This window comes from Rhizobium sp. R339 (assembly GCF_002211395.1).
Taxonomy (GTDB): domain Bacteria; phylum Pseudomonadota; class Alphaproteobacteria; order Rhizobiales; family Rhizobiaceae; genus Rhizobium.
On sequence record NZ_LOKV01000009.1, the window covers coordinates 23,438 to 38,798 of the forward strand.

The following is a 15,361-nucleotide window of genomic DNA, read 5'->3' on the forward strand; positions in this document are numbered from 1 at the left end:
CCTCCCACGGGATCGTAATTTAGGATAACGGCGGCGCTGCTCAGCACCGCGCTCTGTCAGCCAAACCCCCTCCCCGGTTCAGAGGAGGAGATTCTGGGAGAATGCCTTTCGGCAGTTCTTTTCAGCGAATGCCCTTGGCGGAAAGATCTACGACCTGGGCGGCCTTTTCCTTGGTGATCAGGTTCGGGCCGGATGGGACGTTACCCCCTGGGATAAGTCCGTATTTGGCGTAGTTGGCCAGGAACACGACCGGCAGATAGCCCTGGAGGAATTGCTGCTGATCAATCGCGAAGGCCGCCTTGCCATCGGCCACGGCCTTCAGGAAATCTGCCGAAAGGTCGAAGGTCGCGACATTGATCTTGCCGATCATTCCTACATCCTCGACAGCTGCCAGAGACGGCTCGCCGGCGGTGCCGGCGCCGAGCGCCATGACGGTATCGACCGCGGCATTCGAACTCAGCGCCGCCTTGACCTTCGCACGGACGTCGGCAGGATCGTTGCTGACGGGCAGAACCGTGACCTTGCCGCCAAAACCGTCGGCAAAGCCCTTGCAGCGCAGATCGAGCGCGACATTGCCGACCTCCTGGTTGACGCACAAGCCTTCCTTGCCGCCCAGTTCCTGCAGCTTCGCGCCGGCGGCCTTGCCTGCGGTATATTCGTCCTGGCCCACATGCAGAAGCGCTCCCAGCTCCTTCGAAACATCGGATCCCGAGTTGATCGAGATGACCGGAATGCCGGCGGCCACGGCCTTCTTGATCGACGGGCCGAGCGCCGAGGCATCCGGAATGGAGACGACGATCCCGTCAGGCTTCTGATTGATGGCAGCATCGATGAGCTGCCCCATCGAGACCATGTCGAATGTTTCCGGCGCGCGGTAGTCGACGCTGACGCCAATATCCTTCGCAGCCGCGTTGACGCCGTTCTTGACCACGGACCAGAACGGATCATTGGCCTGGCCATGGGTGACGGCAACGATGCGAATATCCGCAGCGTTGACAACTGCCGAAGAGCACATGAGCGCGACGGCGGCGCCTGCGAGAAGCGATTTCAAACGTAATTTCATTTTATCCTCCCAAAAAACAGTCCGCCTTATGCGGGCCAGCATTTGCTACCGGTTGCAACTCCTTTGCTACCGGTAGCAAGGACGGTCAAATTACTTTATTGTCGTCGAAAATCAAGCATCCATTCCATTTTTATTTTTTTATGGAATATTCATTCCGATCGAGAGGAGAAAGGCATGCGCAAAAGGGCAACCGCGAAAGAGGTGGCGGACGCCGCCGGCGTATCGAAATGGACGGTCATCCGCGCCTTCACCCCCGGTGCGTCCATTACAGATGCCAGCCGGCAGAAGGTGCTTCAGGCGGCAGAGGCTCTGAATTACTCACCCAATCTGCTTGCTCGCAGCCTCGCGACGAACATCACGCATCAGGTCGCCGTCTTCGTAGACGACTTCGCCAACCCGCACAAGCTCCCGGTCCTGGAGATGCTGACCGAGCGACTGCAGGCGGAGGGACTGCTGACGGTATTGATCAATATCAACCGGCATTTCGATCACGTTCACGCGCTGATCAATGCCGACCAACGACAATTCGACGCCGTTATCCTGTTCGGTACGGCCTTTCGCGAAGAAACGCTGGGTGATCGGCGGCTTGGTCGGGGTCTTCCCCCAATGTTTGTCCTTGCCAGAGACAGTCAAATCCCCGGCGTGCCGGCAATAGCGTGTGACACCGAAGTCGCTTTGAACGAAATCGTCGAATATCTATTCGATAAAGGGTACCGCCGCCCGGGGTTCATGACGGGAGCGAGAACACTTTCGACCGCTCTGGGCAGACGGCGTCACTTTGCGCATTGCTGGCGCCAGAAGGACATTGAAGGTGTAGTGGAACTGACCGCGGAAAGGTATAGCGTTCAGGCCGGCGCAGAGGCAGCGCGGGCCTATTTGAGCGCTACCTCTCCGGCATCGCGCATCGACGTGTTGATGTGTGAGAACGACATTTTGGCGCTCGGAGCAATGGACGTCGCCAGAAGCGAATTTGGACTTCGAGTTCCACATGATCTCGCTCTCGTCGGTTTCGACAACATTGAACTGGGCGCGAGCCCCGCATACGAGTTGACCAGCTACGAACAGCCAACCGAAACGATGATCGATGCCATTGTCGGCATGATCACAGGGGAGCGTGCATCCGAAACAATCGCCTTCCCGGGCAGCATTATCCGAAGATTATCAGCTTGAACTGCGAAGGCGTCATTTGCTTCATCTCTTGCCCCCATGATGAAGTGTGTCAGTGCAGATTCCGATCATCTGCTGGGACCGATTGGCCGTCCAGATCTCCTTTCGCAAGTCGAAAACCTGATGCTCTTTAATGATCGCTCGGAGTACGAACGCGATCGCTTCACATGTAATACGCCGGTGTAGCAAGCCCTGCTCGTATCTGCGATTTGTCCGTTAGCGAGTGGGGCAAGATGTTCGCTGTCCATCTTTGCGGGGCATCGCTTCTGGCCAAACATTGCTACCCTCATTTGAAAAAGAACGGAGGTGCAGTCGGCTCAAGTTGGTGTCAACAGGCTCGCGCCGGTCGGCACATTGGGGTCTGCCCACCGACGGATGGTACCGGTGCCCAAATCAGCACCGTAAAGCCAGCCGTCCGGTCCCTTCTCAATGTCTACCAAATAGGGGACGCCCGTGTCGAAGACCTGCACGTTCGAGATCTGCCGGCTTGCGTTCATCGTTGCGGTGTAGACATTTCCATTGACAAGATCCGCAAACATCAAGGTGTTGTCGTTATAGAAGTCCCCGACCGTGATCGCAGTGGCGTTGTCAGGCGAGCCGTGGCTTCTCGATAGCAGCGGAAAAACAGCAGCCTGATCGGAAGGACTGTTTCGGTTCCCATTGTTGTAAAAGCTGATCGCCTGAGGCAGATTCTGGTAGCCGCCCGTTTGGGCAGGACCTTCCAGATACGGCCAACCGAAATTGGATCCTGCAGGGCCGGTATTTATTTCCTCCCAAGTGGTCCAGCCGACATCTCCGACAACGGGCAGGTTGGTCACTGGATCGAAGGTGAAGCGATAGGCGTTGCGCACCCCGGAATAGAATACCTTGGACTGATTGCTGTTCGGATCTGCGGGGTCATAGAAGGGGTTCCCCGGAACGCCCGCGCCGGTCATGGGATCTATCCTCAGGACTTTGCCGGACAGATTGTGAACGTCTTGAGCCCGAACCGTGCGAGGGTCCATGAAATTGTATGACGTGCCGTCTCCGTTGCTGAAGTACAGCATGCCGTCGGGCCCGAAATGGAGAGCTCCATTGGAATGGGAGTCACTGTCCGTCGCCAGATAGTCCCGAATATTCTGGTTCTGGATTCCGGCGCGATCTGGATCGTTGTCCTGGGTTCCCACCTCGATTTGGCTTGCAGGGGCGGTAATGGTGGTGCCGTTGACGATGCCGGACGGCGGTATGTTCACAGCGCCGGTGCTGTCGAGATCCGGACGGCTGGTGTAGGCCCAGGTGCTGTTGGTACCGGCCAGCACGACCAGGCTGGCCGGATCGGCGATCATCGTGTTGGGGTTGATCGTAAGCCGAACGAGGCGAGAAGGACGGTTCCCCTTGGTGTCCGGTCCCGCCAGACCGGTTCCATTCGCGGTTTCTGGCGGATCGTAAGTGTAGAGCAGATAGACGTATGGATTTGCCGCGAAGTTCGGATGAATGGCCATCCCCAGCATTCCGCGATCGCCGGGCGTATAGTTGACCTGGCTGGACAAATCGACAAGCGGCGTCGATCTCAGCGTGCCGTTGTCCACCACCCGCACAATGCCATTCTGTTGCGCGACAACCATATAGCGGCCATCGGGGGTCCAATCCAAGGCCGTCGGCTCGCTCAAGCCGGACACGACGGTCTGTCGGACAAGATTGCCGAGGTTGCTATCGTCGTCCAGAATGTTGACGGTCGCTGTCGCTTGGCTCCCCAGGACAGCACCTGTCGGGTTGCTCAAGGTTAAGGTGAAGCTTTCATTGCTCTCGGCCGTGGTGTTGTTGAGCAGCGGAACGGAAATGGTCTGGATCGCTTGCCCTGCGGCAAATGTCAGCACGCCTGTTGTTGTCGTATAATCGGAACCGGCGATCGCGCTGCCATTGCTCGTTGCATATGCAACGGATGCCGTGGCATCGATGTTTCCACTGCGCTGAACCGTGATCGTCGCGGTGGCCGCCGCCTCCGACAAGGTGATGACCGGATTGCTCAAGGAGATGGTGGGTGCGGAATCGTCGTCGACGATCGAGACCAGAACAGTCCGTGGCGCCGCCAGCGAGCCACCAGGTCCAGGATTCTGGATGCCGACAGAAAATGTCTCTGTCCCTTCGGCATTAGGGTCGTTGACGATGGGGATGACAAACGTCTTGCTGCTCTCGCCGTCCGCGAAAACAACTTGGCCGGTGTTTGCCCGGCCATTGAAGGTCGGTTGCGTATAGTCCGCTCCAGCCTGGGCCGCTCCGGCTCCGCCGATCTCATTGGTCGTGTACTCCAGTGTCAGCTGCCCGCTCGTGCTGCCTGTGCGAACGACGGTGATGGTTGCAGCGCCCGCTGTTTCACTCACGAAGATGGTGGCGTTGTCCCGCAAGGCAACGCTTGATCCAGCAGAGAACACGACATCGCGGAAGTAGTTTTCGTTCTGGTAGACGAGGGTGGGAAACGTGCCGATGGTTTCGTTGTAGACGCCGGCGCCGACCGGGGCGGTCAATCCGCCATTGCTGATGGGGTTGGCAAAGCCGTTCGAGGTCACCGAATAGTAGCTGTTGGCATTGACCGAGACGACATAGGTGGTGCCCGCATTGATGACCAGCGGGCTTGCCAATGTCTGCTGCTGCCAGCCTGAGGCCGTCTCATTGGTGAAGGTGACGCTTGCCAGCTGCTGCCCGGTAGCCGACCAGATGCGGCCGACATGCGTGCCGGTCTCGCTGGGGGATTTGTAATAGCGGATCGCCTGGATCGAACCGGTATTGCTGCTGACGAAGCGCATCCCGACTTCCCAGTCCACTCCAGGTCCGTCGGTGAAGTTGGGTTGGGCCGGCGTCTGGGTGGTGAAGAGGCTGACCGGGCTGGAACTTACGGACGTAATCGGGGCAGTCGCTGCGCTCACGACGGTCTCGCCAGTGCCACGCAGGTCGGTATAAGTGGCATTCACCCGCAGGCGCTTGCCGACGAGACTGCTGCCCAGCGTCAGGCTTTGCCCGGCCGCGACGTCAGTCCACGTACTGCCGTTGTCGCTGCTCTGCCACAGATAGCTGACGCTCGCCGGCAGGCCATCGATGTCACTGAGGTTCGCGGTCAAGGTCTGGCCCTGGCTCGCTACGCCATTGATCGAGATCACGCCGGGATCATTGACATTGGCGACTGCCGAGGGCGTCGCCGGGCTGGTGACATTCTCGCTGTTGCCCAAGTTGTCGATGTAGCTGGCCGTAGCCCGCACGAAATTGCCGACCTGGGCCTGCTGCAGGGTCAGCGTATTGGCAGTCGCTCCGCCGATATTGCCCCACGTGGTCCCGTTGCTGCTCTGTTGCCACTGATAGGTCACCGATCCCGGCACACCGTCCGCGTCGGTGACAGCGGCCGTCAACACCTGACCTTGCGTCGCCGTTCCGCTGATGCCAAGCGCGCCCGGCTGGTTGTTGGGATTGGCCGCCGCAGCAGAGAACACGACATCGCGGAAGTAGTTTTCGTTCTGGTAGACGAGGGTGGGAAACGTGCCGATGGTTTCGTTGTAGACGCCGGCGCCGACCGGGGCGGTCAATCCGCCATTGCTGATGGGGTTGGCAAAGCCGTTCGAGGTCACCGAATAGTAGCTGTTGGCATTGACCGAGACGACATAGGTGGTGCCCGCATTGATGACCAGCGGGCTTGCCAATGTCTGCTGCTGCCAGCCTGAGGCCGTCTCATTGGTGAAGGTGACGCTTGCCAGCTGCTGCCCGGTAGCCGACCAGATGCGGCCGACATGCGTGCCGGTCTCGCTGGGGGATTTGTAATAGCGGATCGCCTGGATCGAACCGGTATTGCTGCTGACGAAGCGCATCCCGACTTCCCAGTCCACTCCAGGTCCGTCGGTGAAGTTGGGTTGGGCCGGCGTCTGGGTGGTGAAGAGGCTGACCGGGCTGGAACTTACGGACGTAATCGGGGCAGTCGCTGCGCTCACGACGGTCTCGCCAGTGCCACGCAGGTCGGTATAAGTGGCATTCACCCGCAGGCGCTTGCCGACGAGACTGCTGCCCAGCGTCAGGCTTTGCCCGGCCGCGACGTCAGTCCACGTACTGCCGTTGTCGCTGCTCTGCCACAGATAGCTGACGCTCGCCGGCAGGCCATCGATGTCACTGAGGTTCGCGGTCAAGGTCTGGCCCTGGCTCGCTACGCCATTGATCGAGATCACGCCGGGATCATTGACATTGGCGACTGCCGAGGGCGTCGCCGGGCTGGTGACATTCTCGCTGTTGCCCAAGTTGTCGATGTAGCTGGCCGTAGCCCGCACGAAATTGCCGACCTGGGCCTGCTGCAGGGTCAGCGTATTGGCAGTCGCTCCGCCGATATTGCCCCACGTGGTCCCGTTGCTGCTTTGTTGCCACTGATAGGTCACCGATCCCGGCACACCGTCCGCGTCGGTGACCGCGGCCGTCAACACCTGACCTTGCGTCGCCGTTCCGCTGATGCCAAGCGCGCCCGGCTGGTTGTTGGCACTGGCAATCGCTGCGGTCGACGTGCTCACTCGGTTGGTTTCGACCCCACCCAACTGATCGGTGTAGGTGGTTCTCACACGGACTTGCCTGCCCACCTGCGCCGCCTGGAGTGTCCAGTTGGCACCGGTGGCTCCAGCGATGTCGGTCCAGGTCGTCCCGATCAGCTGCTGCCAGCGATAGGTGATCGACACGCTGGCGAGCCCATCGAGATCGGTAACGGCCGCGGTCAGGGCTTGGCCCTGAACGGGGGCACCGGTGATCGTCACCACGCCTGCGTCGTTCAGGTTGGCGACTGCCGTCGTCGGACCGCTGGCGACCGTCTCGTTGTTACCAAGGGCATCGGTGTAAGTAGCGATCGCCCGAACCTGCTTCCCAACCAGTGCTTGCTGCAGGCTGAGTGTTTTCGCAGTGGCACCGGCAATGTTGCTCCACGTGCCGCCGCCATTGCTGCTTTGCTGCCACTGGTAACCGACGATGGTCCCGGGCGGGAGCCCGTCGACATCGGTAACGCTCGCGGCGATTGTGCGATTTTGAGTTGCGGCCCCGATGATGGAGACGACGCCAATGTCGTTACCGGCAGGATTGCTCGCGACGATTGGGGACGTGGCCAAGCTGGTTCGATTGTTTTCGGTTCCTCCCAACTGATCGGTATAGGTTGCCTGGACGCGGACTTGCCTGCCAACCTGCGCCGCCTGAAGCGTCCACGTCGAACTGGTGGCGCCCGCGATATTGCTCCAGGTGGTTCCGATCAGTTGCTGCCATCGATATGTGATCGACACGTTGGCGAGCCCATCCAGATCCGAGACCGCGGCGGTCAGGGCTTGGCCTTGCAGGGGTGTACCGTCGATCGTGACGACGCCGATGTCGGTCACGTTGGCGACCGCGGCATTGGTGGTGCTGGCAGCCAGTTCTTGGTTACCCAAAGCATCGGTGTAAACAGCGGTTGCCCGCACCCGCTTTCCGACTTGAGCCTGCTGCAAGGTCAGGGCGGCCGTGGCTGCACCTGTTATGTTGCTCCACGTGGCACCGTTATCGCTGCTCTGCTGCCACTGATAGGTAATGACCGTCCCTGACGGCAACCCGTCAACATCAGTGACGTTTGCCGCCAGAGTCTGATTCTGAGTCAGAGTCCCGCTAAGAGAAACAACGCCCTGCGCCATCACGCTACCTCCGCATCAACCTGAAAATGTTGTCTGCTAAGTCGTCGAGGCGTGGCCGCAGGAGTACTGTATCCCGCTTTTTCCCACGCGCGCTGATACCCCACTGGCGGACTATGCTCCGATCCTTTGGACTTTCCAATAGCTCTTTCTTGGTAGAACTCTGTCAATCCGCACACGCCCTTGGTGCGCTGGAGCTCAGTTGCAGCTGGCAAATGGATGCGGACGACGCGGCTTTGCCATTCTATGCGCCAGAGACGTCGAGGCTCGTGGCCCACCTTCGTGGCCGATAAGTACCGTATCGGTCTGGCATTCACGCGCTTTTCCTGAGCAAGGGCTAGCAAAGAGTGCACGCGCGAGGCGCTCTTGACCGTCACAGGCGCGGGAGCGCTTGCCATCAACCTGTCCTGCGCCTTCCTGCTTGCGGCTTTCCGTCACAAGAGCGGCAGCCTCACGCGAGCTGCCCTTCTTTGCGCACGCAATAATACGCTCGCCAATATACGAAGCAGCTTGAGCGAACACTCAAGAGAGCGACAGTGCTACATGCCGACAGCCCCACGGCGGCTCTCGACTTTCTTGCCGACCGAGAATGCGATGCGGCGGCTGGACTGACCGACTTCCTCTTCAACGCCTCTGAGCGGATGGAAGGCTTCCGGATGGTGGACGGAGTGTTTTCGCGAATTCCTCAGACGATCGCTGTGCACAAACGGGCCACCAACGCCTCGCTCTTCATCGCGAACTTCGTGCAGCGTTTGATCGACATCCACAGGGCAAACGGTGGTGTCGTGATAACGTCGCAGCAAGGCGGTACTATCGCCTAATGCTGCCTAATCGCGCCAAGTCGAACCAGCGCATACCCCGCGCCTCCAATTTGAACTAAAAGGTCTGCTCTCATTTCCCCGTCGGTGACGACCTTGATTTTGGTCCATTTGTCTGTCCTGGTACCGAGCGGGAGAGGCAAGCCTTCGCGCAGCAAGAGGGTAAGCTCAGGTGCTCTTTCCGACTTATAGATGCAAATCCTCATCGCATGGCGCTCTAACTGCACAGATTTGTGACAGTTATATTGCAGTGCATTCTTGATTATTGCAATGCCACGAAAACGTTCTCCGCAAATGTCAGCTTGCGGTGAAGTTGGTGCGAGAGCGCGGCGCCAGTGTTGCGCAGGCAGCTCGCGAGCTGGACGCCTTCAGGAGCAGATAGGTCTGTCGCTTGTCCTCGCTGGCTCGTCTGCTCGAACCCGCAGAAGGCGACATATCGTCCGCACCGAAAACTGCAAGCGATGAAGGCAATGCAACGTACTTCATTTTGCTCCCCATAATGGTGCTGCCGACAAGATCCCGTCCCGCAGAACTTGGGTAATGCACAGGCCAAGATGATCGTCGAAGATGTCTCCAGCCAGATTGCTGAGGTAGCAATGGCCGGCGCGGAGCAGCAAGAGAAGTAAGAGAGAACCGATCGCGCTTGATAATAGTTGATAAACGGCATATCTTGTCTCCATTGGAACCGATGGAGAGCAGAATGATTAGTGCCGATCTGGGAAAGCAGCTCGAAACCTATATCCAGCAACTTGTCGACACAGGTCGCTACGGCTCGAAAAGCGAAGTTCTCCGCGAAGGTGTTCGACTGGTTCAGGACAGGGAGACCCGGCTTGCCGCACTGGATGCTTCCATCATGCGCGGCATTGCCGATGCCGAGGCGGGCCGGACCAAGCCGGCGAGCGATGTCTTCGACCGGCTCGAGGCAAAGTACAATGTGATGGTTGATCAGGCCGAAAAATCGGCATGATCCTTGAATTTTCCGACGAGGCGGAGAACGATCTTGAGCTGATCACCGACTACATCGCGTGGGACAATCCACGCCGTGCCCTGTCATTCGTCCGGGAGCTCCGCAGCAAGTGCGAAGACCTCGTCGACAACCCCAACGGTTTCGCCCTCGTTCCCCGCTACGAGCACCATGGTATCCGTCGACGCGGTCATGGCAACTATCTGATCTTCTACCGCGTCGAGGACGCGAAGGTGATCATCATCCATGTCCTGCACGGCGCGACGGACTATGGCGCAATCCTGTTCGGCGAGTTTAATGGGTTGATCTGAGGCGACCTCGCGCACCAAAGCCGAGCTAAGCGGCTACCTTGGTCTCAGCATCATCGCGCGGATCAGCCATTCCACAATCATGCAGTTGAAGGGATCTGGACCGGCGGTGCGTTAACTCAGATAAACTAAGCGCCTGATAAACCGAAATCACGGCATAACTTTATGGATTTCATATCATTGGTGGCGGTGATTGCGGTTTCCTGTCAGCACAGGGACTCTGGGACTCGAATCGAAAGCTCCCGGATGTGCTGACAGAATATCTGTCGGAACTCCCTGAAGTTATCGAACTTTGCAGCCGACCCGCAAACGGCTGCGTCTTCTGCCACATCGACAACGGCATTCCAGACGGCATCCGCACCGATGTGAACGAAAGTCTCTGATCTAGCGCAGCCGATGGCGTCCATTGCTTCGAGACGACGGGAAACTGGCGGGCAAGATCCGTGTCCCCCAGATCGTTGCAAACCTCATCTTCGGCGGGCCCAAACGCAACCGCCTCTTCATCGCCGCCACCAGCTCACTCTGTTCGTCTACATCGCAGCAACCGGGCGCCTATAGGACGCGGCATGTTCCGACTTCTTGTGTGAGGGGATTCACATCGGGGCGTTCCCGGTACGCAACAGAGCAAAACGAAGAGGCATGATCAAATAGGTGCTGGCTATCTTCGTTGTCGCAATAATTATAGCGGTGGCGTGTTTGGCCTTCTTCACGCCCGGTCAAGTATAAGCTCTGCGCGCAAGTCGACAGTGGGAATCGCAGTCGTTTGTCCTGGCACCGGACCCAGAGGGTTTGCCGCCGCAACGAACAGCCCGTCATCCACCTCGCGCAGTCAGTCGCTTTTCTTCTGCACGAATATCTCCCGTAACCTGGCCACTCTCTTCCCATCCAGGCTTGTTCGCCTAGAAAGGCGACTGGCGATTAGTCCGGGAGAGGAATGAACTCGCCGCGATCGTCAACCGGGAGGTCGAAGCGTCCCTCGCCCCACTTTCCGGCCCGCCACTCGGCCTTGGCCTCTTCGATACGTTCCATCGACGAAGCAACGAAATTCCACCAGATGTATCTGGGTCCGGAAAACGTGGCGCCGCCGAGGATCATAATGCGCGCGCCCTGCTCACCTGCGGCCACCGTGATCCGGTCTCCGGGGCGGAAAACCATCATCTGCATCGTGCTGAATTCCTGCCCGGCGACGGAAATCGAGCCTTCGACGATGTAGATCGCCCGATCTTCATGGTCGTCGGGCATTGGCAGCCGCGCCGACGGCTCCAGCTTGACGTCGGCGTAGAATGTCTCCGAGAACATCCTGGCGGGCGCATTCTCGCCGTAGGCGCTGCCCAGGATCAGTCGCGCCGAAACGCCCTTGTCTTTGATTATGGGAAGCGCGTTCCTGCCATGGTGCTCGAATGACGGCGTCAAATCCTCATGACTTTCCGGCAGGGCAAGCCATGTCTGAATCCCGAACAAGCTGTTCGGTCCGGTCCGCGCCGCAGCGCTCGTACGCTCTGAATGGGATACGCCCCTTCCCGCGACCATCCAGTTCAATTCGCCCGGCCTTATGATCTGGTCGGCGCCAGTGCTGTCCCGGTGATGGAAGTCGCCGCGATAGAGGTAGGTGACTGTGCCGAGACCAATGTGAGGATGGGGGCGAACGTCGACGCCCTGCCCGGTCAGGAGTTCGGCAGGACCTGCCTGATCGAAGAAAATAAACGGGCCGACCATCTGTCGGTTCGGTGCGGGCAGAGCGCGCCGGACTTCGAAGCCGCCAAGGTCGCGCGCCCGGGGAACGATCAACGTTTCGATCGCGTCCACCCCGACCTCGTTGGGACAGCCGGGTTCGATGGCATGGTTCCAGCTCATGTACTACGTCCCTCTTATGGCGTTGATCATCCCTGCTTGTTGGAGAGCGAGGCGCAATGCGCGTTCCCTCTCCAACTGTAAGCAGGATTATACCCCTGCGCCAGCCTTGGGCGCCGGGGAGTTGAGCAACTGCTGCTCCCATAGATATGCGATCCCGCTACCACCAGAATGCTGGACGATGACGTCCGTCACCTTCGCTGCCTGTTCGGCGCGGGCCCAGTCGCGCTGCCACTCGGCCGTAAGCGCCAGCCAGGTCATCATGTTGACCCCGGCTGCGATCATGCGCTGGATCGCGACCTGGTGCGCTTCGACCGAGACTGCTCCAGATGCATCGGTGATCACCGTCACATCCCAACCCTCGCCTGCGGCCTGAATTGCTGGCATGGCGACGCATACCTCGGTCCACAGACCCGCGATGATCAGTTGCTTGCGCCCGGTCGCCTTCACGACGTCGACAACCTTCGGATCCTGCCAGGTGTTGATGAATGTCCGGTCGATAATTTCCTGGCCCGGAAACACCTCCGCGATCTGCGGGAACAGGTTTCCACCCCGCTCTGCGATGACGGTCGTAAGGATCGTCGGAACGTCGAAGGCTTTGGCTGCCTTCGCCAGACCTATGGTGTTGTTGACGACCATCGTAGGCTCGTGGCTGTTCACATTGGCGAGCTGGTAGGGCTGATGATCGATGAGGACGAGCACCGAATCTTCAGGACGGAGGAGGGAGCTGAGGCCGTTACGATATGTCATGGAATATCCTTGGCTGGTGGTTCGTCGAAACTCATGTGGACGCTTCGTTCGGAGGCGGTCCACGAGAACCTTGTCATTGCCACCCACGATGCGGTAGCCCTCGGATAAAGGGAGCTGTGTTGCAGAATGGGGAACGCTTAATGGAAATAGAGGATCTCAGGACTTTCGTGGAAGTCGCGGATGCGGGCGGGGTGACGCCTGCCGCGCAACGCCTTGGCATCTCAAAGTCGATGGTCAGCAGGCGGATCACCAGGCTCGAAGCGGAGCTGGGCGCACAGCTTGTTTCAAGAACGACTCGAGGGATTGCGCTCACCGAGGAAGGAGCCACTTTCCGGGACTACGCCGCGCGAGTCGCGTCCGAAATCGATGCTGCGCGCGAGACGATCTTGCCGGCAGGCGAGCTTCGGGGCCGCCTGCGAATTGCAGCACCTCTGTCGTTCGGTCCGACGCACTTCGCCCCGGTGCTCGCACAGATGGCACGTCGACACCCGCAGTTACAGGTCAACTCGTGCTATACCGACCGCTTCGTCGACCTCATCGCGGAAGGTTTCGACTGCGCCATTCGGATTGGCTATCTGCCTGATTCCAACCTCGTCGCGAGACGCGTCGGACCGCTGTATGGAAAGTTCGTTGCGAGCCCTTCCTATATCGCCGCGAACGGGGCACCCGAGACGCCGGACGAGCTTCTCCAACATCAAGCCCTCATGCAAGGAACGGAGGCCTGGCAGGTCACCGACGGCGACCAAGTCCTCACCATTCGGCCGCAAGGACGCTTCAAAGCCGACAACGGAGTAGCGCTTCTAGCGGGCGCGCTCGAAGGGATCGGCATTGCGAGACTTCCGAACGGCCTTACAGATCAGCATATCGCCGCTGGGAGGCTTGTCGAGGTGATGCCACGCCACCCCCCGCCCGCAGCCGGCATCTTCGTCGTCCGACCTCCTGGACAGCATCCGTCGCGAAAAGTTCGTGTGCTGACGGAGATGCTGATCGAGTGCTTCGATTCCGGCTCGTAAAGAAGCGCATCGATTTCGAGCGCAGGGTCTTCGGAATGGAGTTCGGCCAGCCGCGCGAGCGCCTGGTCGACATATTCCCGCTTGTATACAGGTCGTAGCCGCCGCGCCGCCCGGTGTTGCCGGGTCGGTCCGCGGCGCCGGCCCACGATAACTCGCAGCGGTTGCGTAGCAGCTCAGGCACGAGACTGAACGCGCCTAAATTGTGCAGGCCGCCGTAGCTGGCGAAATGCAGGCGGTTGGTCGAGTTCGGCTGGCGATACTCCAATTCCCGATAGAGCGTGACGGGGCTTCACACAGCCCGGATTTGTACTTCCCGCGTCCTCCACTTCGCCAAGACTTATCGAATATCCAAGGCCCTCCGTGGAACGTGCCGCGCATCCACCCCGTCCGCTCCGCCGCCATCTCGGTAAGGGTTGGCGGTCGTGGGAAGCCACCGCCGCATCGCTTCACCGACGTCGTTGGCGACGATCGTGCCGCGCGCCTTGAGGCGGCGTTCGGTCTGCGCGGCCTTGATGGCGTACCCGCCGCCGGCGCAGATTCCAAGCAGTCCGACGCGCGCCCCAGCCACGCGGGATACCGTTGTGAGATAATCTACCACGCATCGAATGCCCCTCTTCTGCGACATCATCCCTCCCTAGAAGAGCCGCCCGAACGCCCGGAAGCCATTTAGGACGTCTACTGGCGTTGCAACGTAAGCCGACTTGCAACCCCGAAGCCGAGCATCGGGTTGTGCGACGGACGCCGCCTAGGAGCAGCGGAAACCCGAGGCCCCCTGTTCCTCCTCGTGCAACGCGCTGTCGCAAGTCCCGTCACTTTAACGGCCGCACTACAAGCACAAGATAGTTGAACATTCTGTCAGGGCTTCCGCATGCCTGTTGCCCCTCTGCAAACGAAATGAAAGGAAACGACGCACATGATTGATTTGAGTGGAAAACGCGCCCTCGTTACGGGCGGATCCCGCGGTATAGGAGCGGCTATCGTCCAAGCCCTTGCTGACAACGGGGCTGATGTGGCGTTCACCTACCGCCGCTCAATCGAGAAGGCTGAAGCGCTCGCAAGAGGCATCGAAAGTCGCGGCACTCGAACGGTCGCTCTTCAGGCCGATGGCGCCGACCCGCAGGCCATCGATCAAGCAGTTAAGAAGGCCGTGGCTGAGCTCGGCGGGCTGGACATTCTTGTCAACAGTGCAGCCATTGGTCATGCGGGGAATGTCGTCGATCTGAAGTTGGACGAATATCAGGCCGTGATGGATATCAACGTCCGCGCGCCGGTGCTTTTCGCAAAGGCTGTGATTCCGCACCTGCACGAAGGAGGCCGTATCATTACGATCGGTTCCGCACTGGCGGAGCGGGTGCCTTTCCCTGGGATTACGACATATGCCATGTCGAAGGCGGCGCTGACCTCGTTCACCCGCGGTCTTTCGCGGGAACTCGGTCCTAACGGCATTACCGTTAACCTTGTCCAACCTGGCGCGACGGAGACGGATTCGAACCCCGCGGACGGCGCGGCTGCAGATTTCCAGCGAAGCCTAACGTCGCTGGGACGCTTCGGGGAACCGAGCGAGATCGCGAACGTGGTTGTCTTTCTCGCAAGTCCCGCCGCGAGCGTCGTGACGGGCGCGATCCTCACCGCCGACGCCGGAGCAATCGCCTGACGGTGGTGGCTGTCGGAGCAGCCCGCGATGCGGCTGACCCAGCGTCGTGGCTGCTCGCCGCACATTGGCACATCCTCCGGCAACCGACGATGGTTCCGACTAACCAGTGAATGACGAGCCAGGAACGA

The 15,361-nt window shown here is 59.7% G+C and carries 12 protein-coding genes and 2 pseudogenes; 8 read left to right on the forward strand and 6 right to left on the reverse strand.

Annotated elements, in window-relative coordinates; genetic code table 11:
• Nucleotides 1-121: 121 nt before the first annotated feature.
• Nucleotides 122-1,063: a sugar ABC transporter substrate-binding protein gene (locus ATY76_RS12440; RefSeq protein ID WP_088675069.1), complete on the reverse strand. Its 942-nt coding sequence runs from the start codon at nucleotides 1,061-1,063 to the stop codon at nucleotides 122-124.
• A gap of 174 nt (nucleotides 1,064-1,237) precedes the next feature.
• Between ATY76_RS12440 and ATY76_RS12445 the strand changes: the two genes are divergently transcribed.
• Entirely contained in the window at nucleotides 1,238-2,233 is a 996-nt protein-coding gene (locus ATY76_RS12445) for a LacI family DNA-binding transcriptional regulator (RefSeq protein ID WP_088675070.1), read from the forward strand.
• 314 nt (nucleotides 2,234-2,547) lie between these two features.
• On the opposite strand, the gene ATY76_RS12450 is transcribed toward ATY76_RS12445, so the two are convergent.
• Complete coding sequence (locus ATY76_RS12450; protein WP_088675071.1) at nucleotides 2,548-7,878, reverse strand: DUF4082 domain-containing protein; 5,331 nt, start codon at nucleotides 7,876-7,878, stop codon at nucleotides 2,548-2,550.
• A 363-nt stretch (nucleotides 7,879-8,241) separates the two neighbouring features.
• Here ATY76_RS12450 and ATY76_RS34140 point away from each other — a divergent pair.
• Nucleotides 8,242-8,376 (forward strand): annotated as a pseudogene (locus ATY76_RS34140) (cation transporter); the annotation flags it as partial.
• A gap of 35 nt (nucleotides 8,377-8,411) precedes the next feature.
• On the forward strand, nucleotides 8,412-8,696 hold the full coding sequence (locus tag ATY76_RS12460) for a hypothetical protein (RefSeq protein ID WP_190233639.1): 285 nt from the start codon (nucleotides 8,412-8,414) through the stop codon (nucleotides 8,694-8,696).
• 259 nt (nucleotides 8,697-8,955) lie between these two features.
• Here the strand turns inward: ATY76_RS12460 and ATY76_RS33195 are convergent, their stop codons facing one another.
• Nucleotides 8,956-9,360, reverse strand: coding sequence for a hypothetical protein (locus ATY76_RS33195; protein WP_141105012.1), 405 nt, complete (start codon nucleotides 9,358-9,360; stop codon nucleotides 8,956-8,958).
• A 33-nt stretch (nucleotides 9,361-9,393) separates the two neighbouring features.
• On the opposite strand from ATY76_RS33195, the gene ATY76_RS12470 reads away from it, so the two are divergent.
• The 3 genes and pseudogenes from ATY76_RS12470 to ATY76_RS12480 form a co-directional block, all read left to right on the forward strand.
• Nucleotides 9,394-9,660: a type II toxin-antitoxin system ParD family antitoxin gene (locus ATY76_RS12470; RefSeq protein WP_088675073.1), complete on the forward strand. Its 267-nt coding sequence runs from the start codon at nucleotides 9,394-9,396 to the stop codon at nucleotides 9,658-9,660.
• Nucleotides 9,657-9,968, forward strand: a complete 312-nt coding sequence (locus ATY76_RS12475; RefSeq protein WP_088675074.1) for a type II toxin-antitoxin system RelE/ParE family toxin — start codon at nucleotides 9,657-9,659, stop codon at nucleotides 9,966-9,968. Before ATY76_RS12470 ends, ATY76_RS12475 begins: the two co-directional genes overlap by 4 nt.
• 305 nt (nucleotides 9,969-10,273) lie before the next feature.
• Nucleotides 10,274-10,494 (forward strand): annotated as a pseudogene (locus ATY76_RS12480) (SMP-30/gluconolactonase/LRE family protein); the annotation flags it as partial.
• A gap of 389 nt (nucleotides 10,495-10,883) precedes the next feature.
• Here ATY76_RS12480 and ATY76_RS12485 read toward each other — a convergent pair.
• Together ATY76_RS12485 and ATY76_RS12490 are read right to left on the reverse strand one after the other, a co-directional pair.
• Nucleotides 10,884-11,819 (reverse strand): pirin family protein, encoded by a 936-nt coding sequence (locus tag ATY76_RS12485; RefSeq protein ID WP_088675075.1) that lies wholly within the window; start codon nucleotides 11,817-11,819, stop codon nucleotides 10,884-10,886.
• Nucleotides 11,820-11,906: 87 nt separating this feature from the next.
• Nucleotides 11,907-12,566 carry a hydrolase gene (locus ATY76_RS12490; protein ID WP_088675076.1) on the reverse strand — a complete coding sequence of 220 codons (660 nt, stop codon included), beginning with the start codon at nucleotides 12,564-12,566 and terminating at the stop codon, nucleotides 11,907-11,909.
• 140 nt (nucleotides 12,567-12,706) lie between these two features.
• Here ATY76_RS12490 and ATY76_RS12495 point away from each other — a divergent pair, with 140 nt between their 5' ends.
• Nucleotides 12,707-13,579, forward strand: coding sequence for a LysR family transcriptional regulator (locus tag ATY76_RS12495; RefSeq protein WP_088675077.1), 873 nt, complete (start codon nucleotides 12,707-12,709; stop codon nucleotides 13,577-13,579).
• Between the two features lie 337 nt (nucleotides 13,580-13,916).
• Here ATY76_RS12495 and ATY76_RS12500 read toward each other — a convergent pair whose 3' ends face one another.
• Nucleotides 13,917-14,204, reverse strand: coding sequence for a hypothetical protein (locus ATY76_RS12500; RefSeq protein ID WP_088675078.1), 288 nt, complete (start codon nucleotides 14,202-14,204; stop codon nucleotides 13,917-13,919).
• A 288-nt stretch (nucleotides 14,205-14,492) separates the two neighbouring features.
• Here ATY76_RS12500 and ATY76_RS12505 point away from each other — a divergent pair, with 288 nt between their 5' ends.
• Nucleotides 14,493-15,233 (forward strand): SDR family oxidoreductase, encoded by a 741-nt coding sequence (locus tag ATY76_RS12505; RefSeq protein WP_088675079.1) that lies wholly within the window; start codon nucleotides 14,493-14,495, stop codon nucleotides 15,231-15,233.
• Nucleotides 15,234-15,361: the final 128 nt, after the last annotated feature.